The organism is Achromobacter sp. CSND-B12 (assembly GCF_052906545.1).
This window is the reverse complement of the sequence record NZ_JBREGJ010000001.1, coordinates 6,387,678-6,408,867: the sequence shown is the minus strand read 5'-3', so window position 1 is coordinate 6,408,867 and position 21,190 is coordinate 6,387,678. Positions and strand designations below refer to the sequence as shown.

General features: G+C 68.4%; 21 protein-coding genes. 17 read left to right on the top strand and 4 right to left on the bottom strand.

Features of this window, described 5'->3' with window-relative positions; translation table 11 throughout:
* Positions 1-103: 103 nt before the first annotated feature.
* Positions 104-733 (bottom strand): glutathione S-transferase family protein, encoded by a 630-nt coding sequence (locus ACUTAG_RS30085; protein ID WP_006384117.1) that lies wholly within the window; start codon positions 731-733, stop codon positions 104-106.
* A 52-nt stretch (positions 734-785) separates the two neighbouring features.
* On the bottom strand, positions 786-1,403 hold the full coding sequence (locus ACUTAG_RS30080) for a TetR/AcrR family transcriptional regulator (protein ID WP_006384116.1): 618 nt from the start codon (positions 1,401-1,403) through the stop codon (positions 786-788).
* Positions 1,404-1,539: 136 nt separating this feature from the next.
* Between ACUTAG_RS30080 and ACUTAG_RS30075 the strand changes: the two genes are divergently transcribed.
* The 10 genes from ACUTAG_RS30075 (at position 1,540) to ACUTAG_RS30030 (ending at position 12,852) form a co-directional block, all read left to right on the top strand.
* Positions 1,540-2,625 carry an MBL fold metallo-hydrolase gene (locus ACUTAG_RS30075; protein WP_148318957.1) on the top strand — a complete coding sequence of 362 codons (1,086 nt, stop codon included), beginning with the start codon at positions 1,540-1,542 and terminating at the stop codon, positions 2,623-2,625.
* 450 nt (positions 2,626-3,075) lie between these two features.
* The gene (mqo, locus tag ACUTAG_RS30070; protein WP_026385018.1) at positions 3,076-4,785 is read left to right on the top strand and encodes a malate dehydrogenase (quinone); all 1,710 of its coding nucleotides are present in this window, start codon (positions 3,076-3,078) and stop codon (positions 4,783-4,785) included.
* A gap of 153 nt (positions 4,786-4,938) precedes the next feature.
* On the top strand, positions 4,939-5,919 hold the full coding sequence (locus ACUTAG_RS30065; protein WP_240683327.1) for a hypothetical protein: 981 nt from the start codon (positions 4,939-4,941) through the stop codon (positions 5,917-5,919).
* 248 nt (positions 5,920-6,167) lie between these two features.
* Positions 6,168-7,493, top strand: coding sequence for an MFS transporter (locus ACUTAG_RS30060; protein WP_026385016.1), 1,326 nt, complete (start codon positions 6,168-6,170; stop codon positions 7,491-7,493).
* On the top strand, positions 7,490-8,509 hold the full coding sequence (locus ACUTAG_RS30055) for a histone deacetylase family protein (RefSeq protein ID WP_148318959.1): 1,020 nt from the start codon (positions 7,490-7,492) through the stop codon (positions 8,507-8,509). The genes ACUTAG_RS30060 and ACUTAG_RS30055 overlap by 4 nt, the downstream gene beginning before the upstream one ends.
* 64 nt (positions 8,510-8,573) lie before the next feature.
* A complete protein-coding gene (locus ACUTAG_RS30050; protein WP_006384364.1) occupies positions 8,574-9,545 on the top strand; it encodes a LysR family transcriptional regulator in 972 nt (323 codons plus the stop codon).
* 175 nt (positions 9,546-9,720) lie between these two features.
* Positions 9,721-10,347: a glutathione S-transferase family protein gene (locus tag ACUTAG_RS30045; protein WP_058664436.1), complete on the top strand. Its 627-nt coding sequence runs from the start codon at positions 9,721-9,723 to the stop codon at positions 10,345-10,347.
* A gap of 136 nt (positions 10,348-10,483) precedes the next feature.
* A complete protein-coding gene (locus ACUTAG_RS30040) occupies positions 10,484-11,014 on the top strand; it encodes a GbsR/MarR family transcriptional regulator (RefSeq protein WP_006384361.1) in 531 nt (176 codons plus the stop codon).
* 111 nt (positions 11,015-11,125) lie between these two features.
* The gene (locus ACUTAG_RS30035) at positions 11,126-12,382 is read left to right on the top strand and encodes an SDR family oxidoreductase (RefSeq protein ID WP_181398448.1); all 1,257 of its coding nucleotides are present in this window, start codon (positions 11,126-11,128) and stop codon (positions 12,380-12,382) included.
* A complete protein-coding gene (locus tag ACUTAG_RS30030) occupies positions 12,379-12,852 on the top strand; it encodes a DUF2269 family protein (protein ID WP_006384359.1) in 474 nt (157 codons plus the stop codon). Before ACUTAG_RS30035 ends, ACUTAG_RS30030 begins: the two co-directional genes overlap by 4 nt.
* Positions 12,853-12,923: 71 nt before the next feature.
* On the opposite strand, the gene ACUTAG_RS30025 is transcribed toward ACUTAG_RS30030, so the two are convergent.
* Positions 12,924-13,718 (bottom strand): Bug family tripartite tricarboxylate transporter substrate binding protein, encoded by a 795-nt coding sequence (locus ACUTAG_RS30025; RefSeq protein WP_262352288.1) that lies wholly within the window; start codon positions 13,716-13,718, stop codon positions 12,924-12,926.
* On the opposite strand from ACUTAG_RS30025, the gene ACUTAG_RS30020 reads away from it, so the two are divergent.
* Positions 13,677-14,033: an FCD domain-containing protein gene (locus ACUTAG_RS30020; RefSeq protein WP_262352289.1), complete on the top strand. Its 357-nt coding sequence runs from the start codon at positions 13,677-13,679 to the stop codon at positions 14,031-14,033. The genes ACUTAG_RS30025 and ACUTAG_RS30020 overlap by 42 nt on opposite strands.
* 115 nt (positions 14,034-14,148) lie before the next feature.
* Here ACUTAG_RS30020 and ACUTAG_RS30015 read toward each other — a convergent pair whose 3' ends face one another.
* Positions 14,149-14,496: a hypothetical protein gene (locus tag ACUTAG_RS30015; protein ID WP_006384221.1), complete on the bottom strand. Its 348-nt coding sequence runs from the start codon at positions 14,494-14,496 to the stop codon at positions 14,149-14,151.
* A 119-nt stretch (positions 14,497-14,615) separates the two neighbouring features.
* Here ACUTAG_RS30015 and ACUTAG_RS30010 point away from each other — a divergent pair, with 119 nt between their 5' ends.
* The 6 genes from ACUTAG_RS30010 to ACUTAG_RS29985 all read left to right on the top strand — a co-directional run bounded on the left by ACUTAG_RS30010 (position 14,616) and on the right by ACUTAG_RS29985 (position 21,183).
* Positions 14,616-15,761, top strand: a complete 1,146-nt coding sequence (locus ACUTAG_RS30010) for an NAD(P)/FAD-dependent oxidoreductase (RefSeq protein ID WP_148318961.1) — start codon at positions 14,616-14,618, stop codon at positions 15,759-15,761.
* 11 nt (positions 15,762-15,772) lie between these two features.
* A complete protein-coding gene (locus ACUTAG_RS30005) occupies positions 15,773-16,150 on the top strand; it encodes a RidA family protein (protein ID WP_006384223.1) in 378 nt (125 codons plus the stop codon).
* A gap of 28 nt (positions 16,151-16,178) precedes the next feature.
* Positions 16,179-17,624, top strand: coding sequence for a M81 family metallopeptidase (locus ACUTAG_RS30000; RefSeq protein ID WP_054514010.1), 1,446 nt, complete (start codon positions 16,179-16,181; stop codon positions 17,622-17,624).
* 50 nt (positions 17,625-17,674) lie between these two features.
* Positions 17,675-19,252: an ABC transporter substrate-binding protein gene (locus ACUTAG_RS29995; protein WP_026385010.1), complete on the top strand. Its 1,578-nt coding sequence runs from the start codon at positions 17,675-17,677 to the stop codon at positions 19,250-19,252.
* 106 nt (positions 19,253-19,358) lie between these two features.
* Positions 19,359-20,294: an ABC transporter permease gene (locus ACUTAG_RS29990; protein WP_006384226.1), complete on the top strand. Its 936-nt coding sequence runs from the start codon at positions 19,359-19,361 to the stop codon at positions 20,292-20,294.
* A gap of 13 nt (positions 20,295-20,307) precedes the next feature.
* The gene (locus ACUTAG_RS29985; RefSeq protein ID WP_006384227.1) at positions 20,308-21,183 is read left to right on the top strand and encodes an ABC transporter permease; all 876 of its coding nucleotides are present in this window, start codon (positions 20,308-20,310) and stop codon (positions 21,181-21,183) included.
* Positions 21,184-21,190 lie beyond the last annotated feature (7 nt).

Sequence of the window (21,190 nt, the reverse complement as noted above, 5' to 3'; positions counted from 1 at the left end):
GATAAGGCCTCGTCGGATGCCCGATGCGGGCGGCGGGGTCTTGCGCGGCGGACACGGCGGTCCGGCCGCGCCCACGATAACAGAGACGAGGGTCCAGGCGCGATCAGGCGGGGTCGGCGCGTCCGTCCGGCCAGGGATCGGCCCACGCCGGCAGGCGCATCAGGCCGTCGAGCCAGGCCACGATGCGCGGATACGGTGCCATCGGCATGCCGGCGGCCTTCCAGTACGCCGCCATCGACGCCAGCTGGAAGTCGGCGATGGTCAGCCGGCCACAGGCGACCTGTTCGCGGTCGCGCAGATGGGTATCGAGGACCGCGGCATAGCGGTCGAAGGCTTTTTCCTTGCCGGCCAGTTCGCCGGCGTCCGGCGGGCCGATGCCAAAGGTCGATTTGACGATGTGCTCGAAATAATACGGAGCGACCGCCGGGGCCCAATGACAGTCGTTCCATGACAGCCAGCGCAGCACCTCGATCTGTTCCCGCGTATCGGCGGGCCACATGTCCGAGCCGGCCTTGACGCACAGGTACGCCATGATCGCGGACGACTCCCACAGATGGTAATCGCCGTCGACCAGGGTGGGCACCTTCATGTTGGGATTGATGGCGGCGTACTCCGGCCGCCGCAGCGCGCCCGCCATCAGGTCCATTTCGATGAATTCGGCCTCGATGCCCAGGTGCTTGACGAGCGCGAGGACGCGCCGCGGCGCCTGCGCCTGGATCCAGTAGATCTGCATGGGTTGCTCCTGCGGGGTGTCGATATGGTTGCCACTTGCGGAACACGATACTTCACTCGCCGCGGCCGTAGCACCCCAGGAACATCGCCACCGCCGAATCCACCACGCGGTCGCGCTCGGCCGGTCCCAGGGGCGGCTGTCCCAGCGTGACCTGCGGCCAGAAGGCGAAACTCTTGACCAGCCCCTGCAACTGATGGCCGGCGAACTCCGGGTCGACCTTGGCCAGCCGGCCGTCGGCGATGGCGGCACGGATCCAGGCGGTCTCGCCGCCCTCCTTCGCGCCCATGCGGCAGACGATGGCCTGGGCCCGTTCCGGCGTGTGGATGATCTCCGCCATGGCGACGCGCGCCAGGTCGATGAAATTCGGATCGCCCAGCAGTTCCAGCTTCTGCATCAGCAGCTGGCGCAACTGCGCGGCCAGCGGCTGGTCGGCGCGATACACGACCGTGGCGTTGGCAATGCTGCGGTTCCACAGCTGTTCCAGCATCAGCCCGAACAGTTCGTCCTTGCTGGGGAAATGGTTGTAGACCGTGCGCTTGGACACGCCGGCCGCGGCGGCGATGCGGTCCATGCTGGTGGCCTCGTAGCCCGCCGTGCGGAACTCCTCCACCGCGGCGCGGAGGATGGCTTCGCGCTTTCTGTCGGTGAGCCGCTGCGGTACTTCTGCCATGGGAAATGTCCTGATAGAGGGATAGCGAAAATTTTACACTCAGCGGTGTACTTTCATAAAAAAGGAAATTACACTGCTCGGTATACTTTTTTGGCCATACCGGCCGTCCTTCCCCCTCTTTCCCTGGAATCGTGCCGTGACCGCTCCGACGTCCGCCTCCCCCGCCCCGCCCGCCGCTCGCGCCGTCCCGCCGCATCACCGCGACGGCCGCTTCCACAATGCCCGCCCGCGCCCCTCCATGGGCTTTTGGCAGGGGCTGAAACTGACCTGGGCCTTCCTGTTTGGCAAGCCGGCGGGCACCGTGCCCGGCCAGCCGATCCCGGTGCGGCCGCTTACCCGCGCCGCGCTCGGCGCCGCGCCCGACCGCAGCCTGTTCCGGCTGGGCCATTCGACCATCCTGCTGAAGCTGCGCGGCCGCTACTGGCTGACCGATCCGGTGTTCTCCGAGCGGGCGTCTCCGGTGCAGTGGGCCGGCCCGGCGCGTTTCCACGCGCCGCCCATCGCCCTGGACGACCTGCCGCCGATCGCCGGCGTGATCCTGTCGCACAACCACTATGACCACCTCGACCGCGCCGCCGTGACGCGGCTGGCGGCCCGCACCGGCCGCTTCATCGCGCCGCTGGGCGTGGGCGACCAGTTGATCGCCTGGGGCGTCGATCCGGCCAAGGTCGAGCAATTGGACTGGTGGCAGTCGACCGAGGTCGAAGGCCTGCGCCTGACGGCCACCCCGGCCCAGCATTTCTCCGGCCGCGGCCTGACCGACGGCGACCGCAGCCTGTGGGCCTCCTGGGTCATCGACGACGCCGGGATGCGGATCTTCTTCAGCGGCGACAGCGGCTATTTCGATGGCTTCAAGGCCATCGGCGACGCCTTCGGTCCTTTCGACCTGACGCTGATGGAAACCGGCGCCTATGACAAGCGCTGGGCTTTCGTCCACATGCAGCCCGAGGAAACGCTGCAGGCCCACCTGGACCTGCGCGGCCGCTGGCTGCTGCCGATCCACAACGGCACCTTCGACCTGGCCATGCACGCCTGGCAGGAACCGTTCGAACGCATCGCCGCGCTTGCCGCGGAGCGCGGAGTGGCGCTGGCCACGCCGGAGATGGGCGAACGGCTGGACCTGGCCGCGCCACATCCGGGATCGCCGTGGTGGCGCGAGGTTGCGGCGCGCCAGCCAGCGTCCGGCGCGTGCCGCCTGCTGGCGCCTTGCCGGGCCAGGTGAGCCGGCAGGGCCGGTCCCCGCGGCCGGTCCGGTATCAGTCGAAACGACCAAAGATGTGGTGAGGATGGCGAGGCGCCCTCCCAGCCCCGTTGCCCGCCGGCCTCGCAACCGCAATTTGTTTACAATCGCAACGCAACGCGTATTGCGCCCAAGCCAATGCCCGCGACCCGGGTATTGCGGCTTGATGAGCCCGCTTCGGCTAGGCTTTGGCCTGCGCGCATGACCTGACCCCCGCGCGCCCGTCGGCAGACGCGTCGCCCCGGCCGCGTGCCGGACCGGTCAGGCTCCCATTCCATGATGTTCCCCGCAATCGCCCCGTCCCGGCCTGACGCCCTGGACGGCCGGGAAGCCGTTTGCGTATTTTTTCCGCCCGGAGGTGCCTACGTCCTTTTCCCAGAAGTGCCGATAACTACAACAACATAATCCTTTGAACCGTAAGGTCTAATACCCATGAGAAAGTTTCTCAAGATCCTGGGCAGCCTGGTGGTGACGGTGGCGATCGCGGTCGCCCTGTTCCTGTACTGGCCGCTGCACCAACGTTCGGTCCCGGCGCCGGACAACGACAAGCCCCTGGACGCCGTGCTCGTCGGCGGCGGCATCATGAGCGTGACGCTCGCCACCTACCTGCAGGAATTGCAGCCGGACTGGCACGTCGAGCTCTTCGAACGCCTGGACGGCGTGGCGCTGGAAAGCTCCAATGGCTGGAACAACGCGGGGACCGGCCACTCCGGCTTCGCCGAGCTGAACTACACCCCCGAGATGCCCGACGGTTCGGTCGACATCAAGCGGGCCATCAACATCGCCGAACAGTTCGAGATCTCGCGCCAGTTCTGGGCGCACCAGGTCAAGACCGGCCGCCTCGGCCAGCCGTCGGACTTCATCAACCCGACCGGCCACATGAGCTTCGTCTGGGGCGATGACCGCATCGAGTACCTGCGCAAGCGCCGCGATGCCCTGGTCAAGAGCCCGCTGTTCTACGGCATGGAGTATTCCACCGACCCGGCGCGGATCCGCCAGTGGGCGCCGCTGCTGATGGAAGGCCGCGACGCCAGCCAGAAGGTCGCCGCCACCTACATGCCGCTGGGCACCGACGTGAACTTCGGCGTCATCACCAACCAGCTGACCCAGGGCCTGCAGCGCAACCCCAATTTCAAGCTGCAACTGCAGCATGAGGTCACCGCGCTGCGCCAGAACGGCGATAAGACCTGGAACGTCACGGTCAAGGACCTGAAGACCAACCAGGAGCGCACGGTGAAGTCGCGCTTCGTCTTCATCGGCGCGGGCGGCGCCTCGCTCAAGGTGCTGCAGTTGTCCGGCATTCCCGAATCGAAGAACTACGCAGGCTTCCCGGTGGGCGGCCAGTTCCTGGCCTTCGACGCGCCGGCCATCGCCGGCCGCCACGAGGTCAAAGCCTACGGCATGGCCGATACCGATTCGCCGCCGATGTCGGTGCCGCACCTGGATGCGCGCAAGCTCGACGGCAAGCCGGTGGTGCTGTTCGGCCCGTTCGCGCTGGCCACGACCAAGTTCCTCAAGCAGGGCTCGGCCTTCGACCTGTTCTCGTCGGTCAACCACAACAACGTCGCCAGCATGGTGGACGTGGGGCTGGAGAACCTGGACCTGGTCAAGTACCTGGTGGATCAGGCGCAACTGACCGACGCCGACCGCCACGCCCAGTTGCTCAAGTACTTCCCGCAGGCCAAGCCCGAAGACTGGCGCCTGGTGACGGCCGGTGAACGCGTGCAGGTCATCAAGCGCGATCCGGAGAAAGGCGCGATCCTGCAGTTCGGCACCGAAGTGGTGACCGACAAGGACAACACCATCGCCGCCCTGCTGGGCGCTTCGCCCGGCGCCTCGACCTCGCCGCCCATCATGCTGAATCTGCTGGCCAAGGCCTTCCCGCAGCAGATGGAAGCGGGCTGGAAGGCGCGCCTGAAGGAGATCATTCCGTCGTACGGCCAGAAGCTCAACGACAGTCCGGCGCTGACCAACCAGATCCGCGCCATGACGAGCCAGGTGCTGCACCTGCCGTACGTGGAAGTGCCGGTGCAGGATGCCGCGCCCGCCGCGCCGGCCGTGACGCCGGTGGCGCCCGCCGCCCGGGAGCCAGGCGCGCCGGCGCCAGGCCGCAATGCCAACACGGAAATGCAGGCGCTTTAAGGCCCGCCCCGCCCTCCCTCGCCGGAGGGCTTTTTTTGCTCGCGATGCGGCTTGCGGGCACGCCCGCAAGCCGCATCGCGGCCGCGCCTTTACGCTACGCCGTCGCGGCGGATCGCCGGCGTCATTGTGCTAAGGTGCCCCATCGGCAACCCGATGATGACAAGCACAATGCGCCATCCCCTGATCCGCCCGCGCACGCCCTGCGCGGCCGTCCTGTTGTCGCTGTCCCTGGCCGCCATGGCCGGCCCGTCGCAGGCCCGCACGATCTACAACGACAAGGGCTTGCGGGTCGAAGAGACCGACATCGGCTTCCAGGACTACCTGGAAGGCAGGCGGCGCAACGCCAGCCAATACACCCTGGCCTACCAGCGCCAGCCGCTCTGCGGCAAGGGCGTCAAGCTGGGCGAGCGTTTCCTGCCGGCGGGCGACCCGCGCCGCGCGCGCGACTACTTCTGCGGCCCCGCCAAGCCGATCAACCCGCACGGGGTGCTGGCCTTCGTCACCCGCACCTCCGGCCACGGCAACCTGCTGTACCTGGATGTCGGCGGCGGCGATCTGCGCGTCACCGACATCCCGGTGCAGAAGGAAGGCGACGGCGACAGCATCGGGGGCCTGGTGTTCCTGGACGCCGGCGAACCCGGCTGGACGCGCTACGAAAACGGCTGGTACGAGACCACGCTGATCCGCCACGAACCATTCCAGGCCGTGAGGCTGGGACCCGGCCGCCTGCTGGATATCGACAACGGCGTGGCCTTCCTGCTGGTGCCGCGCGGCCAGGAGGTGCAGACCGTCAAGCCGGCCAGCCTGGGCCAGACCGCCAACGGCACGCCGGTGGTGATCGCCGCCGAGCTGCGCCAGCGGCCGACGCCCGTGCGGTTTCGCGCGGTGGACCTGGCCACTGGCCGCGAGCTGGCGAGCGTGGCCGCGGGCGATGCCTGCCTGGATGCGCCGAGCATGGATTTCTGGGGTACCAGCAGCGCTTCGTCGGCCCAGGTGCCGTATGCCGAGCTGGCCGTGTGGCGGTCGCGCAATCTGGTCTACGTGGCCGGGGCCAAGCCGTCCTTGCGCCTGGCGGCGGCCAACGAACTGCGTCCGCTGGCCAATTGCCGGCGCGACTGGCAGCCGGCGCGTTGAGGCGCGTCCATGCCTGCCCCCCGCTTTACCGGGCGTACGGGGCGCTCCACGATCCCGCTGAACCGCTGCGCCAATCTCGGAGCGCGAGACGGACGCGGGTGGTTCTGCGCGCATCGTCGTTCAATACTAGGGTTTCCACTCATAAATTCGCTGAATTTCGCGGATAAGAATTCAGAATTTTTCTTATGGCGAGGGCACGCGTATAACGGTCTACGCAGCAACCTCGATTTACCTACAGAGAGAAAACCATGAGGGGAAATTCCAGGACGGGCCACCAGCCGGTGCGCGCGTCGACCGCCGCATTCATCGGCACGATGATCGAGTGGTACGACTTCTACATCTACGCCACCGCCGCCGCGCTGGTGTTCGGCAAACTGTTCTTTCCATCGGCCACGGGCTTCTACGGCACGCTGGCGGCTTTCGGCACCTTTGCCGTGGGCTTTTTCGCGCGGCCGTTGGGCGGCGCGCTGTTCGGCCATATCGGCGACCGCATCGGCCGCAAGAAATCGCTGGTCATCACGCTGTTGATGATGGGCAGCGTGACGGTCCTGATCGGCCTGTTGCCGACCTACGCCTCGATCGGCGTCTGGGCGCCGGTGCTGCTGGTGCTGCTGCGCATCGTGCAGGGCGTGGCGGTTGGCGGCGAATGGGGCGGCGCGGTGCTGATGGCGGGCGAACACTCGCCCGACAAGAGCAAGCGCACCTTCTTTGCCTCGTTCGCGCAGCTGGGCAGCCCGGCCGGCCTGATCCTGTCGATGCTGATGTTCAAGCTGGTGACCGGCCTGGACGACGCCGCCTTCCTGAGCTGGGGCTGGCGCGTGCCGTTCCTGTTCTCGGCGGTGTTGCTGGTGGTGGGTTTCGTGATCCGCCTGAGCGTCAATGAATCGCCCGACTTCCTGGAAGAAAAGCAGGCCCAGGCGCAGCGCGCCAAGCCGGCCCGCGCGCCGCTGGCGCAAGTGCTGACGGGGGCGCCCGGGCTACTGGCGCTGGCCGTGGGCGCCAACGTGCTGGGCATCGCCGGGTTCTACTTCACCAGCACCTTCATGATCGCCTACACCACGCAGTACGTCGGCCTGAACCGCGCGGTGATCCTGGACTGCCTGCTGGTGGTGTCGATCATGCAGTTCTTCATCACGCCGCTGGCGGCCTATATCGCCAGCCGCGTCGGCAACCTGCGCTTTCTGGCGACGATGGCGCTGGTGTCGGTGTTCACGCCATACGCCATGTTCAACCTGGTGGACCTGGGCTCGCTGTCCGCGATCACGCTGGGCATCGGCGTGGCGGTGCTGTTCATGGGCGCCTATTATGCGGTGATCGCCGGCTTCGTCAGCGACAGCTTTCCCACCGCGATCCGCTACACCGGGATTTCCATGGCCTACCAGTTGTCGGGCGCCATCTTCGGCGGCCTGACGCCGATGCTGGGCACGGTGCTGGCCGAGAACTTCAAGGGCCAGTGGTGGCCGCTGGCCGTGTTGTTCTCGGTGATTTCGTTGCTTTCCCTGGTATCCGTGCTGGCGCTGGGCGCCCATGGCCGGCGCCATGTCCAATTCCAACCCGAGGGCCATCGAGCATGAAGGCGTATTTCCACGACGATCAGAAATTGCACCATCCGCAGACCTATTTCTCGCGTGGCAAGATGCGCACGCCGCAGGAAGTGCCGTCGCGCCTGGACGCGTTGGCGCAGGCGGCGCGCAACCTGGGCTTCGACGTGCAGGCGCCGCCCGACCACGGCCAGGCCCCGCTCGAAGCGGTGCACACGCCGGCCTATCTGCGCTTCTTGCGCGAGGCGCACGCCGAATGGAAGAAGCTGCCCGATGACTGGGGCGACGAGGTGGTCTCCAATGTCTTCGTGCGCGAGCCCAACGCCTTGCGCGGCGTGCTGGCGCAGGCCGCGCGCTACCTGGCCGACGGCAGCTGCCCGGTGGGCCCGAACACCTGGCAATCGGCCTACTGGTCGGCGCAGTGTGCCATCGCCGGCGCCGACCGCATCGCGGCCGGCGACCGCCATGCCTATGCCCTGTGCCGTCCGCCCGGCCACCATGCGCGCCGCGATGCCGCAGGCGGCTTCTGTTATCTGAACAACGCCGCCATCGCCGCGCAGCGCCTGCGCGGCACCTATGGGCGCGTCGCCATCCTGGACACGGACATGCACCATGGTCAGGGCATCCAGGACATCTTCTACGAGCGCAGCGACGTGCTGTACGTGTCGATCCACGGCGATCCCGAGAACTTCTATCCCGTGGTCGTCGGCTTCGAGGACGAGCGCGGCGCGGGCGAAGGCGAAGGCTACAACCTCAACCTGCCGATGCCGCATGGTTCGCCCGAGTCGGTATTCTTCGACCGCCTGCGCGAGGCACGCGCCGCGATCGAGCAATTCCAGCCGGACGCGCTGGTGCTGTCGCTGGGCTTCGACATCTTCGAGAAGGATCCGCAGGCCATGGTGGCGGTGTCGGAAGACGGCTTCGAACGGCTCGGGCGCGAAGTCGCCGGGCTCAAGCTGCCGACCTTGATCGTGCAGGAAGGCGGCTACTATATCGAGGGCTTGGAATCGAACGCCGCGCGCTTCTTCGCGGGACTGGCCGGAACCTGATCACGGGGCCGGCGCGGCGGACGGAAACCGGCCCTGTCCTTTCGCCGGAATCCGCCACGCCGCCATGTGCCCTGCCCCCGTCCGCCCCGCCCACGCCCTGTCGCTCGCGCCCGAGCGCATGGACTGGAACCTGCTGCGCACCTTCATGTTCGTGGTGCAGGCGCGCGGCGTGGGCCGGGCGGCGCAGGCGCTGCACCTGAGCCAGCCGGCGGTCAGCCAGGCCTTGAAACGGCTGGAGGATGCGGTCGGCGGCATGCTGCTGCACCGGCGCAACGGCGAATTCCGCCTGACCGGGCTGGGCGAAGAAATCTACGCCATCGCCCGCGACATGTACGGCGCCATGGCGCGCATCGAGACCGCCGCGCTGCAGGACCGGCACGAGGTCGCCGGCACGCTGCGGCTGCTGGTCATGAGCCGCATCCAGAGCGCGGCCTACGACGACTTCCTGGCCGACTTCCACCAGCGCCATCCCCGCATCGAATTCCACATCGAGGTGCTGCCCAGCGCCGACATCCTCGACGCCCTTTCAAAGCGGGTGCCCGCGCTGGGCCTGTGCCTGTGCCGCAAGCCGGTCGAGGCGCTGGAGCGCCGGCTGTTCCTGCGCCACCACTACGCGGTGGTCTGTGGCCGGCGCCATCCGCTGTTCTCGCGGCCGCGGGTGGGCATCGAAGACCTGATGGACCAGAACTTCGTCTGTTTCGCCAGCGACCAGATCGGCGACACGCTGTCGCCGCTGACCATCTTCCGCGACCAGCAGGGCTTCACCGGCCGCATCGTCGGCACCTCGCCGCACATCGAGGAAGTGCGGCGCATGGTGGTGGCGGGCATCGGCCTGAGCTTCCTGCCGGAACACCTGATCGTGCCCGACGTGGTCAACGGCGAATTGCGCCGCCTGCCGCCCAACGAGAGCGTGGCCGAGATCGACGTGTACCTGGCCTGGCACCGGCAGCGCAAGCTGAGCGCGGCCGAGACCGCCTACCTGGAGGCGTTCGAGCGCTTCCTGGCGCGCACGCCGCTGGCGGCGCGGGCGCGCTGACGGCGCTGACCGCGCCCTGAATCGGCGGCCGCATTTGACCCGGGATCGGGCAATCCGTCCGACCTTGCCGCCCGCGCACGGCACGAACCGTAGGCGGCGGCGGGGGTTCTGGCGATAATGGCCGCCTGGCTGTGCGCTTCACCCTTCCTTCACCTCCCTTCACCAAGAGGACGCCATGTCTCGTTGGACCTTCTATACCGCGCCGGGCACCTGCGCCCTGGCCACCCACATCGCCTTGCAGGAAGCCGGCGCCGAATTCGACGTCGTCAAGCTGGATTTCGGCGCGGGGCAGCAGCAGAGCCCGGAATTCCTGCGCGTCAATCCCAAGGGGCGGGTGCCGGCGCTGGCCACCGAGCATGGCGTGCTGACCGAGACCCCGGCGCTGCTGGCGTTCGTCGCGCAGCGCTTCCCGGCGGCCGGGCTGGCGCCGCTGGACGATCCGTTCGCGTTCGCGCGCCTGCAGGAACTGAACAGCTACCTGGCGTCCACCGCCCACGTGGCGCATGCGCACAAGCGGCGCGGCGCGCGATGGGCCGACGACCCGGCGGCGCACGAGGCGATGCGCGCCAAAGTGCCGGAAACCATGACGGCCGTGGCCGCCTACCTGGAATCGCAGATCGCCGGGCCGTGGGCGCTGGGCGAACGCTTCAGCGTGGCCGACGCCTATCTCTACACCATCGGCAGCTGGCTGGAGGGCGACGGCGTGGATATGGCGCGCTTCCCGGCGCTGACCGCCTACCTGGCGCGGGTCGCGGCGCGCCCGGCGGTGCAGCGCGCGCTGGCGCAAGCCAAGGCCGAATAAGGCAGGTCCGCACAAGGCGGGTCCGAACGGGTCGCGTCCCAATAGGGCGCGTCCCAATGCCGCGTGCTTAGCGGATCGCGTCCATTTCTGTTATTTCTGTCTTGACAGAAATAACAGAAATACCTACAGTGGCCGCATGAAACTGACTCCGATCGCCGAACGCTTCATCCTCCACTGGGGCGAAATGGGCTCGCGCTGGGGCGTGAACCGCACCGTGGCGCAGATCCACGCCCTGCTCTACCTGCTGGGCCGGCCCGCGCCCGCCGAGGAAATCGCCGAAACGCTGGGCGTGGCGCGCTCGAACGTCAGCAACAGCCTCAAGGAACTGCAGGCCTGGCGGCTGGCCAAGGTGGTGCATGTCATGGACGACCGCCGCGACCATTTCGAGACCTCCACCGACATCTGGGAATTGTTCAAGCTGATCGTCGAAGGCCGGCGCCAGCGCGAGATCGACCCCACCCTGTCGATGCTGCGCGACACCCTCGCCAGCCCCGAGATGGCCGACGAAACCCCGCTGACCGCGCAGCGCGTGCGCGAGACGCTGGCGTTCCTGGAAATCCTCACCACCTGGTCCGATGAAATGCTGCGCATGAAACCCGAGACGCTGATGAAGACGCTGGGCATGGGGGCCAAGATCAGCAAGACCATGCGCCGCACCAAGGCGTGAGGGCGTGGCGGGACCGCGTGTCCCGCCATTTTTTTGGCCTGTTATTTCTGTCTATACAGAAATAACAGAAATAAAAGAACCAAGCGGTCGATGCGGCCGGAGGCGGATCACATGAACATTCTGGTATGCGGTGCCAATGGCTTTATTGGCCACGCGTTGTGCCAGGCGCTGGCGCGCGACGGGCATCGGGTGCTCAAGGGCGTGCGACAGGCGCGGCATGCCGACGAGATCGCAGTGGACTATCGCGTCGATACGACGCCGGCCGCCTGGGTCGACCGCCTGCGCGGCATCCACGTTGTCATCAACGCGGTCGGCATCCTGCGCGAAGGCGACCGCGGCGATTTCGACCGGCTTCATCACCTTGCCCCGGAGGCGCTGTTCGAGGCGGCCGCGCAGGCCGGCGTCAGGCAGGTGCTGCAAGTGTCGGCGCTGGGCGCCGAGGGCGGCGACACCGCCTACTTCCGCAGCAAGCGCGCCGCCGACGACCATCTGCGCACGCTGCCCATTGCCCACCACATCCTGAGGCCGGCGCTGGTGTACGGCGCCCAAGGCGAGTCGGCGCGCTTTTTTCGCGCATTGGCGTCGCTGCCACTGCATGCCCTGCCCGCCGGCGGCGGCCAGCCGCTGCGTCCGATCCACATCGACGACTTGGCCGAGATCGTGGTCCGCCTGGTCAACGGCGCGGTCGACGCGCCTGCGGTGCTCGATCTGGTGGGCGACACCGAGGTCACCTTCAAGCGCATGCTGGCGGTCTATCGCACATCAATGGGCTTTGCGCCAGCGTGGACGCTGACCGTGCCGGGTGCGCTGGTGGCCGGGACCGCGGCGCTGTGCGACCGTCTGCCCGGCTCGATCCTGACGCGCGATACCTGGCGCATGCTGCGCGCCGGCAACAGCGGCGATCCGGCGGCCACGGCGCGGGCGCTGGGACGCCCGCCCGCCGGCATCGACGCCTTCATCGGCCCGGACGAAGCGTCCGCCCAGCGCCAGCAGGCCCTGGCGGCCTGGCGCCCCGCCCTGCTGCGCGGCGCGCTGGCGCTGATCTGGTTGTGGACCGCGCTGTGCAGCGCCTTTATCTACCCGACCGGCGACAGCCTGGCGCTGCTGGCGCGGGTCGGCCTGCACGGCCCGGGGGCCGTGGCGGCGCTATACCTGGCCGCCGCGCTGGACGCCGTGTTCGGCCTGGCCACGCTCTGGCGACCCGGCCGGCGGCTGTGGGCCGCGCAGCTTGCCCTGGTGCTGGGCTATTCCGCGGTGATCGCGGTGGCTTTGCCGGAATTCCTGTGGCATCCGTTCGGCCCGCTCCTGAAGAACGTCGCCGTCGTCGCGCTCCTATTCATTCTGTTCAGCGAGGAAACCCAATCATGAACGCCTATCTCACGATCAAGACCCTGCATATCCTGTCGTCGGTGTTGCTGGTCGGCACCGGTTTTGGCACCGCGTTCTACCTGTTCTTCGCCAACCGCAGCGGCTCGGTGCCGGCGATCGCGGCGGTCTCGCGCCTGGTGGTGCGGGCCGACCTGTGGTTCACCACGCCCGCCGTGGTGGCGCAGCCGCTGACCGGCCTGTGGCTGGCGCACGCGGCGGGCTGGAGCTGGACCACGCCGTGGATCGCCGTGTCGATCGGGCTGTACCTGCTGGCCGGCGCCTGCTGGCTGCCGGTGGTGTGGTTGCAGTACGAAATGGCGAAGATGGCCGCCCGCGCCCACACGGCCGGCGCCACGGCGCTGCCGGCGCGCTACTGGCGCTTTGCGCGCTGTTGGGAATGGCTGGGCTACCCGGCATTCCTGGCGATGGTGGCGGTGTATTTCCTGATGGTGGTCAAGCCGGCGTTGTGAGGACCGGGCCGCCCTGCCCCCTTTACGGCATGGGAACCCGCGCCCTGCCGGCGCGGATTCCCGGCGGCGCGTCAGTCGATGGCGGCGCCGGCCGTTTTCACGACCTTGCCGAGCCGCGTGTATTCCTCGGCGCCGAATTCGGCCAGCGACTGGCGCGAGGTCGGCGACGGGATCGCGCCGCGCGATTCCAGCGCCTGCTTCACCTCGGGGCGTTGCAGCGCGCGGTTCACGGCGGCGTTCAGCTTGTCGAGAATGGCGGCGGGCGTGCCCTTGGGCGCATACAGCCCGTCCCAGGCGAAGAACTCGTAGCCCTTGACGCCGGCCTCGCTCAAGGTCGGGATGTCGGGATTCGACGCAACGCGCTGCGGCGTGGTCACGCCCAGCGCGCGCAGCTTGCCTGCGGCGATCTGCCCCGACACGTTCGGCATGATGTCGATCAGCAGCGAAATGCGCCCGCCCAGCAGGTCGGTCATGGCGGCACTGCCGCCCTTGTACGGGATGTGCATGATCTTGACCCCGGCCATCTGGTTCAGCAGTTCACAGGCCAGGTGCGACGAGGTGCCGTTGCCGGCCGAGCCACAGGTCAGTTCGCCCGGGTGCGACTTGGCGTAGGCCAGCAGCTGCGCCAGCGACTTGAAGCGCTCGTCGGTGGCGTTGACCACCAGCGCGGCCGCGATGACGGTGAAGCGCGAGACCGGCTCGAAGTCGCCCGGCGCGTATCCCGGCGACTTGTAGAGCCAGTGGTTGGTGGCCTGGGTGCCGTTGGTGCCGTAGGAAAGCGTATAGCCGTCCGGGTTGGCGCGCGGCGCGACCCCAAGACCACGGTGGATGCGCGCGCCTGGGGCCAGATCAACCGCCGCTTCCACGAGATCCTGTGCGAAGCGGCCGGCAACCGCGCCCTGCTGTCGGCGCTGGAACACAACAACAAGACGCCGCTGGCCGGCCCCGCCGCGCTGACGCTGCCGTCCACCCCTTCCCTGCTGGAGACGCCCTTCGTGCTGCGGGCGCAATCGGACCACGAGGACCTGCTGCGGGCGATTACGCGGCGCGAAGCCGCGCGCGCCGAGAACCTGATGCGCGAACACGCCTACCGCAGCCGCGAGAACAAGCGCGTGCTGCTGGAATCGCTGCGCGGTGGGGTGTCGGGGCCGGCGCTGCCGGCCGACAGCGCGGCGGCCTAGGGCCGCGCCGCCGGTTTGAAAGCGCGAGGCCTGGGGGCTGCCCGCCGGCCTGATGCGGGCCGGGGCGACGCATCCAAGCGGCGGCCCGATGCGGCCGCCACAGGCAAGACTGCGTTCAGAACAGTCGGCGCACGCGCTCGCGGATGGCGCCGGCGTAGGCCCAGCACCATACCGCCAGCGCCAGCATCGCCACCGTGAAGTAGGCGCGCGCCCCGAGCGGCACGGGATTCAGGCGCGACAGCGTGGGAAACGGCTCGTAGCCGATGAAGTCGCTGGCGGCCAGCGCGCTGAACAGCAGCGCCAGCACCGGACCGGTGAAATGCGGGCGTTCGCCGCGCGCCTGCGGATCGGCCCGGAAACGCCAGTGGAACAAGCGCAGCAGCTGGATCACGACGGCGACCAGCGGAACGACCAGGGCAAGCTGCAGCACGAGCAGCGCAACGATGACTTGAGTGGGAAGCATGGCCGCGATTTTACGCGGCCCGGGGACCGGCCCTCGGGACAACCCCTATTACCCGCCCCATGCCAAACAACTATCGTATTCGAGAATTATCAAATAAGAGAATTCTCGCTTCCGACAAAATGGCCGCAGACCCCCTATACGATTACGCCGTCATCGGCGCCGGCATCGCCGGCGCATCCGTGGCCTACCGCCTGAGCGCGTCCGCCTCCGTCGTGGTGCTGGAGCGCGAAGCCCAGCCCGGCTACCACTCCACCGGCCGCTCGGCCGCCATGTTCATGGAGACCTACGGCACCGCCCAGATCAAGGCGCTGACCCGCGCCAGCCGCGATTTCTACGAGCATCCGCCGCAAGGCTTCTGCGAGCATCCCCTGCTGAGCCCGCGCGGCGTGCTGTACATCGCCGCGCCGGGCCAGCAGGACCTGCTGCGCGAGGTCTATGACGATTTCCGCAGCCAGTCGCCCAACGTCACGCTGATCGACGCCGAACAGGCGCTGGCGCGGGTGCCCTGCCTGCGCCCCGACCAGCTTTGCGGCGCGATCGAGGAGCCGGATGCGCGCGACATCGACGTGCATGCGCTGCACCAGGGCTTCCTGCGCGGCATGACGCGCCAGGGCGCGGCGCTGCGCAACAACGCCGAACTCGTTACCGCCACGTTCGAGGACGGCGCCTGGACCCTGACGCTGGCCGGCGGCGAGTCGCTGCGGGCGCGCGTGCTGGTGAACGCCGCCGGCGCCTGGGCCGACCACGCCGCCGAACTGTGCGGCGTGCGGCCCGTGGGCCTGCAACCGTGCCGCCGCACCGCCTTCACCTTCACCGGGCCGGACGACGTCGATTTCGCGCACTGGCCCGCCGTGGTGGGCGTGGACGAGAGCTTCTATTTCAAGCCCGACGCAGGCCAACTGCTCGGCTCGCCCGCCAATGCCGACCCGGTCCCGGCGCATGACGTGGTGCCCGAGGAACTGGACGTGGCCACCGGCATCTACCGCATCGAAGCGGCCACCTCGCTGACCATCCGCCGTCCGCGCCACACCTGGGCCGGATTGCGCTCGTTCGTGGCCGATGGCGATTTCGTGATCGGCTGGGACAGCGCCACCCCCGCCTTCTTCTGGCTGGCGGCGCAGGGCGGCTACGGCATCCAGTCCGCCGCCGGCGTTTCGCAGCTGGCGGCCGACCTGTTGCTCGACCTGCCGTTGAGCGCCAGCCTGACCGCGCAGGGCGTCGACCCCGCGCGCCTGTCGCCGGCCCGTTTCTCCCCTTCCCGATAGGAGCCCGTTCCATGAGCCAAGCCATCCAGCGCCTGCCCAGCAGCCTGCCGTTCCCGTTTTCGCGGGCCGTGAAGGCCGGCGGCTTCCTGTTCCTTTCGGGCCAGGTGCCGATGAGCGCCGCCGGCGAGGTGGTGCGCGGCGACATCCAGACCCAGACCCGCGCGGCCTGCGAGCGCATCGTCGAAAGCCTGGCGGCCGGCGGCGCGCGCCTGGACCAGGTGGTCAAGGCCACGGTGTGGCTGTCGGACATGGGCCACTTCGCGGGTTTCAACGAGGTCTACAAGGAGTTCTTCGGCGCGGCGCTGCCGGTGCGTTCGACGGTGGCGTCGGCCCTGGCCCTGAACGTCGACGTGGAGATCGAAGTGCAGGCGTATATCGGAAACGACTGAAGGCAACCATCCAGAACGGAGCGAGCGCATGAAGATTTTTTCCGGGTCCCTGGCGACCGAGACCAATACCTTTTCCCCCATCCCGACCGGCCTGTCGGCCTATCGGGCGCGCGGCTACTACCCGGCCGGCCAGCACCCGGACCGCATGCAGATGTTCTCCGGCCCGCTGTGGGCCGCGCGCCAGCGCGCCCAGGGCAAGGACTGGACGCTGATCGAGGGCATGACGGCGGGCGCGACGCCGGCCGGCCTGACCACGCGCCACGCCTACGAGACCTTGCGCGACGAATTGCTCGACGACCTGCGGCGCGCCGGCAAGGTCGACATCGCGCTGTTCGGCCTGCACGGCGCCATGGTGGCTGACGGCTATGACGACTGCGAAGGCGACCTGCTGCGGCGGGCGCGCGAGATCGTCGGCCCCGACACGGTGATCGGCGCCGAACTGGATCCGCACTGCCACCTGACCGACGCCATGATGAACAGCGCCGACTTCCTGGTCTGCTTCAAGGAATATCCGCACACCGACATCCTGGACCGCGCCTACGACTTGGTCGACCTGTGCGTGGCGCGCGCCGAGGGCCGCATCAAGCCGACGCGCGCGGTCTTCGACTGCGAGATGATCTCCATCATGCACACCAGCCGCGAGCCGATGCGCGGCTTCGTCGACCGCCTGCTGGCGATGGAAGGCAAGGAAGGCGTGCTGTCGGTATCGATCGCCCACGGCTTCCCGTGGGGCGACACGCCCGACATGGGTTCCAAGGTGCTGGTCTACACCGATGGCGACGCCGGCCAGGCTGAACGGCTGGCGCGCGCGCTGGGCGAAGAGATCATCGGCTTTCGCGACCAGCTGGCGCCGCCCTATCCCGGCGCCGACGAAGCCCTGGACCAGGCGCTGGCGCTGGCCGACTTCCCCGTGGTGCTGGCCGACTCGGCCGACAATGCCGGCGGCGGCGCGCCCAGCGACGCCACCTTCATCCTGGAGCGCGTGCTGGCGCGCGGCATCCAGGACGTGGCGACCGGCCCGTTCTGGGATCCGGTGGCGGTGCAGCTCTGTTTCGAGGCCGGCCAAGGCGCGCAGATCAAGCTGCGCATCGGCGGCAAGGTGGCGCCCGTGTCGGGCCAGCCGCTGGACCTGGCCTGTGAGATCGTCGCGCTCAAGCGCGACGCCGTCATGACCGGCCTGGCCGGCACGCCCGCGCTGCTGGGCGATGTGGCCGTGGTGCGCAGCCAGGGGGTGACCATCGTCATGACCACCAACCGCACCCAGGCCATGGATACCGACCTGTTCACCCAGTTCGGCGTGGACCTGGGCGCGATGAAGCTGGTCATTCCGAAGTCGTCGCAGCATTTCTACGCCTCGTACTCGAAGCTCGGCCGCCACGTCATCTATGTCGAGACGCCCGGGGCGATCACGCAGGACTACAACGCGCTGCCGTTCACCAAGCGCAAGCTGCCGAAATGGCCCTTCAAGGGCTGATATCCAACCCATTGCCCACGCAGGCAACCGGAGAAAACAAGGGGATGACCATGATGAAACGATTCAGCCTGCTGGGCGCCGCCGCGCTGCTGGCCCTCGGCCTGGCCGCGGGCCAGCCGGCCCAGGCGCAAGGCAAGACGCTGCGGATGGTGCCGCACGCCGACCTGAAGACGCTGGACCCGCTGTTCAACACCGCCTACATCACGCGCAACCACGGCTACATGGTGTTCGACACCCTGTTCGCGCAGGACAGCCACGGCCAGCCCAAGCCGCAGATGGTCGAAAGCTGGACCGCCTCGCCCGACGGCAAGGCCTGGACCTTCAAGTTGCGCCCGGGTCTGAAGTTCAACGACGGCACGCCGGTCACGGCCGAGGACTGCATTGCGTCGCTGCAACGCTGGGCCAAGAAGGACACGCTGGGCCAGGCCCTGATGGCGGCGGGCGCGGAGCTGGCCGCGACCGGTCCCGACAGCTTTTCGCTGACGCTCAAGCAGCCCTTCGGCCTGGTGCTGGATGCGCTGGCCAAGCCGTCCGGCATGCCGCCCTTCATCATGCCCAAGCGCCTGGCGCAGACCGACGCCAACACGCCCGTGACGGAAATGGTCGGCTCCGGTCCGTTCCTGTTCAAGCGCGATGAATGGGTGCCCGGCAACAAGGTCGTGTACGTGAAGAACCCGGCGTACGTGCCGCGCAACGAACCGGCCGACGGCCTGGCCGGCGGCAAGGTCGCCAAGGTCGACCGGGTCGAGTGGATCTACATTCCCGACGGCAACACCGCCACGGCGGCGCTGATGAACGGCGAAGTCGACATGATCGAGCAGACCACGCCGGACTTCCTGCCGGTGCTGGAAAGCAACCCGGACATCAAGCTGAGCACCTCGGTGGCCACGCAGGGCATGGCCATCGTCAACGCGCTGCATCCGCCGTTCGACAAGCCGCAGGCGCGCCAAGCCCTGTACTACCTGGTGAACCAGAAGGAAATGCTGTCGGCCATCGGCTATCCCGAGAAGTACCGGGTCGACTATTGCGCCACGCTGTACATCTGCGGCTCGCCGCTGGCCAGCGACGCGGGCGCGGCGCCCTACGCCAAGCCCGACCTGGCGCGCGCCAGGCAGCTGTTGCAGGAGGCCGGCTACAAGGGCGAGAAGATCGTGGTGCTCTACCCCACCGACCACATCAGCGCGCCCGCCGTCATGGTGCTGACCCAGAACATGAAGAAGGCCGGGCTCAAGGTCGACCTGCAGACCATGGACTGGGCCTCGCTGGCGGCGCGCCGCCTGAAGAAGGACCCGCCCGACCAGGGCGGCTGGAACCTGTTCCTGACCTGGGGCGGGTACTACGATGCCAGCACGCCGGTCACCAATCCGTGGCTGTCGGCCGCCTGCGGCAACAGCCTGCCCGGCTGGCCCTGCGACAAGGAACTGGACGCGCTGCGCACCCAGTGGATCCAGGAGTCCGATGCGGCCAAGCGCAAGGAGATCGCCGCGAAGCTGCAGGCGCGCGCCTACGAGTCGGTGCCGTACGTGATGTGGGGCGAATTCAAGCCGGTGTCGGCCATCCGCGGGCTGACGCACACCGAGCTGATGAAGACCGGCATTCCGGTCATGTGGAACGTCGAAAAACCATGATACGGCGCGGGGCCGCGCGTGGTCTGCAGGCGCGCCCCGCTCCCGGACAATCAGGCCGCCGCCAAGCGCTCCGCGCGCGCCGCGCCCGGCCGGGGGGAAACCCAGCGTGAAAACCATCCTGCGCCGCATCGCGGCCGTCATACCCGTCATGGCCGTGGTCGCGGTCGTGGTGTTCCTGCTGATCCACCTGTCGCCGGGCGATCCGGCGGCGGTGATCGCGGGCGACAACGCCACCACCGAGGACGTGGAAAAGATCCGCCAGAACCTGGGCCTGGACAAGCCGCTGCTGACGCAGTTCGGCATCTGGGTCGGGCACCTGGCCACCGGCGACCTGGGCACATCCATCGCCACCCAGATGCCCGTGGCGCAACTGATCGGCCAGCGCATGGGGCCGACCCTGTCGATCGCCGCCTTCACCATGCTGTTCGCCGTGCTGGCGGCGATACCCCTGGGCGTGCTGGCGGCCTGGAACGCCGGCAAATGGCTGGACCGGGTGGTGATGATCGGCGCGGTCTGCGCGTTCTCGGTGCCGGTGTTCCTGATCGGCTACAGCCTGGTCTACGGCTTTTCCATCAAGCTGGGCTGGCTGCCGGTGCAGGGCTACAAGCCGCTGGCGGACGGGCTGGTGCCCTATCTGCGGCACCTGGTGCTGCCCTGTCTGTCGCTGGGCCTGGTGTACATGGCCTTGCTGACCCGCATGACCCGCGCCACCATGCTGGAGGCGCTGTCGGAAGACTACATCCGCACCGCCCGCGCCAAGGGCCTGGCGGCCGGGCCGATCGTCTGGCACGCGCTCAAGAACGCCGCCAATCCCATCGTCACCACCATCGGCGTGGGCGTGGCGCTGCTGATCGGCGGCGTGGTGGTCACGGAAACCGTGTTCGCCATTCCCGGCCTGGGCCGCCTGACCATCGACGCCGTGCTGCGCCATGACTACCCCGTGATCCAGGGCGTGCTGCTGGTGGCCTCGGGCATCTACGTGCTGATCAACCTGCTGGTCGACCTGAGCTACCGCCTGTTCGACCCGCGTATCCGCTATTGAAAAGGGGCGATCCATGACCACCACCACCCTGCCCCTGGCCGTGCCGCGCCCCCGCTGGCGGCGCGCCGTCCGTTCGCTGCGGCGCCATCCCATGCTGTACGTCGGCGCCGCGATCCTGCTGGCCCTGGCCGTGATCGCCGTGGCCGCGCCCTGGCTGACCTCGATCGATCCGCAAGACATCAACCCGCTGGCGCGCATGAAGCCGCCGTCTGCCGAACACTTCTTCGGCACCGACGCGCTGGGCCGCGACGTGTACGCGCGCACCCTGTGGGGCGCGCAGGTGTCGCTGCTGGTCGGCGTCGTGGTCGCGCTGGTGTCGACCGCGGGCGGCGTGCTGCTGGGCATGCTGGCCGGCTATTTCCGGCGCCTGGACGCCGTGATCATGCGCATCATGGACGGCCTGATGGCGATTCCCGGCGTGCTGCTGGCGATTGCGCTGATGGCCACGCTCAAGGGCGGCCTGGCCACCGTGATCGTGGCCATCGTGGTGCCGGAAGTGCCGCGCGTGGTGCGGCTGGTGCGGGCCCTGGTGCTGACCATCCGCGAACAGCCTTACATCGAGGCCGCCGTGGCCGCCGGCACCCGCGTGCCGGCCATCCTGCTGCGCCACATCCTGCCCAACCTGTTCGCGCCGCTGATGGTGCAGGCCACCTTCATCGCCGCCTCGGCCATCCTGACCGAGGCCGTGCTGAGCTTCCTGGGCGTGGGCATCCCGCCGCAGATTCCCAGCTGGGGCAACATCATGGCCGAAGGCCGCAACTTCGTCGCGGTGGCGTTCCACATCATCCTCTACCCGGGCCTGTTCCTGGGCGTGGCCGTGCTGGCCGTCAACCTGGTGGGCGACGGGCTGCGCGACATGCTCGATCCGCGCCTGGCGAAAAAGCTGTAGGAGCGCG

What these genes read in the sequence shown, in the direction of transcription:
- ACUTAG_RS30030 (WP_006384359.1), top strand. Translation starts at nt 12,379, where the DNA reads ATGAACGCCTATCTCACGATCAAGACCCTGCATATCCTGTCGTCGGTG.
- ACUTAG_RS30010 (WP_148318961.1), top strand. Translation starts at nt 14,616, where the DNA reads ATGGCCGCAGACCCCCTATACGATTACGCCGTCATCGGCGCCGGCATC.
- ACUTAG_RS30050 (WP_006384364.1), top strand. Translation starts at nt 8,574, where the DNA reads ATGTGCCCTGCCCCCGTCCGCCCCGCCCACGCCCTGTCGCTCGCGCCC.
- ACUTAG_RS30060 (WP_026385016.1), top strand. Translation starts at nt 6,168, where the DNA reads ATGAGGGGAAATTCCAGGACGGGCCACCAGCCGGTGCGCGCGTCGACC.
- ACUTAG_RS30055 (WP_148318959.1), top strand. Translation starts at nt 7,490, where the DNA reads ATGAAGGCGTATTTCCACGACGATCAGAAATTGCACCATCCGCAGACC.
- ACUTAG_RS30045 (WP_058664436.1), top strand. Translation starts at nt 9,721, where the DNA reads ATGTCTCGTTGGACCTTCTATACCGCGCCGGGCACCTGCGCCCTGGCC.
- ACUTAG_RS30015 (WP_006384221.1), bottom strand. Translation starts at nt 14,496, where the DNA reads ATGCTTCCCACTCAAGTCATCGTTGCGCTGCTCGTGCTGCAGCTTGCC.
- ACUTAG_RS30000 (WP_054514010.1), top strand. Translation starts at nt 16,179, where the DNA reads ATGAAGATTTTTTCCGGGTCCCTGGCGACCGAGACCAATACCTTTTCC.
- ACUTAG_RS30035 (WP_181398448.1), top strand. Translation starts at nt 11,126, where the DNA reads ATGAACATTCTGGTATGCGGTGCCAATGGCTTTATTGGCCACGCGTTG.
- ACUTAG_RS30005 (WP_006384223.1), top strand. Translation starts at nt 15,773, where the DNA reads ATGAGCCAAGCCATCCAGCGCCTGCCCAGCAGCCTGCCGTTCCCGTTT.
- ACUTAG_RS29995 (WP_026385010.1), top strand. Translation starts at nt 17,675, where the DNA reads ATGATGAAACGATTCAGCCTGCTGGGCGCCGCCGCGCTGCTGGCCCTC.
- ACUTAG_RS30080 (WP_006384116.1), bottom strand. Translation starts at nt 1,403, where the DNA reads ATGGCAGAAGTACCGCAGCGGCTCACCGACAGAAAGCGCGAAGCCATC.
- ACUTAG_RS30085 (WP_006384117.1), bottom strand. Translation starts at nt 733, where the DNA reads ATGCAGATCTACTGGATCCAGGCGCAGGCGCCGCGGCGCGTCCTCGCG.
- ACUTAG_RS29985 (WP_006384227.1), top strand. Translation starts at nt 20,308, where the DNA reads ATGACCACCACCACCCTGCCCCTGGCCGTGCCGCGCCCCCGCTGGCGG.
- mqo (WP_026385018.1), top strand. Translation starts at nt 3,076, where the DNA reads ATGAGAAAGTTTCTCAAGATCCTGGGCAGCCTGGTGGTGACGGTGGCG.
- ACUTAG_RS30040 (WP_006384361.1), top strand. Translation starts at nt 10,484, where the DNA reads ATGAAACTGACTCCGATCGCCGAACGCTTCATCCTCCACTGGGGCGAA.
- ACUTAG_RS30065 (WP_240683327.1), top strand. Translation starts at nt 4,939, where the DNA reads ATGATGACAAGCACAATGCGCCATCCCCTGATCCGCCCGCGCACGCCC.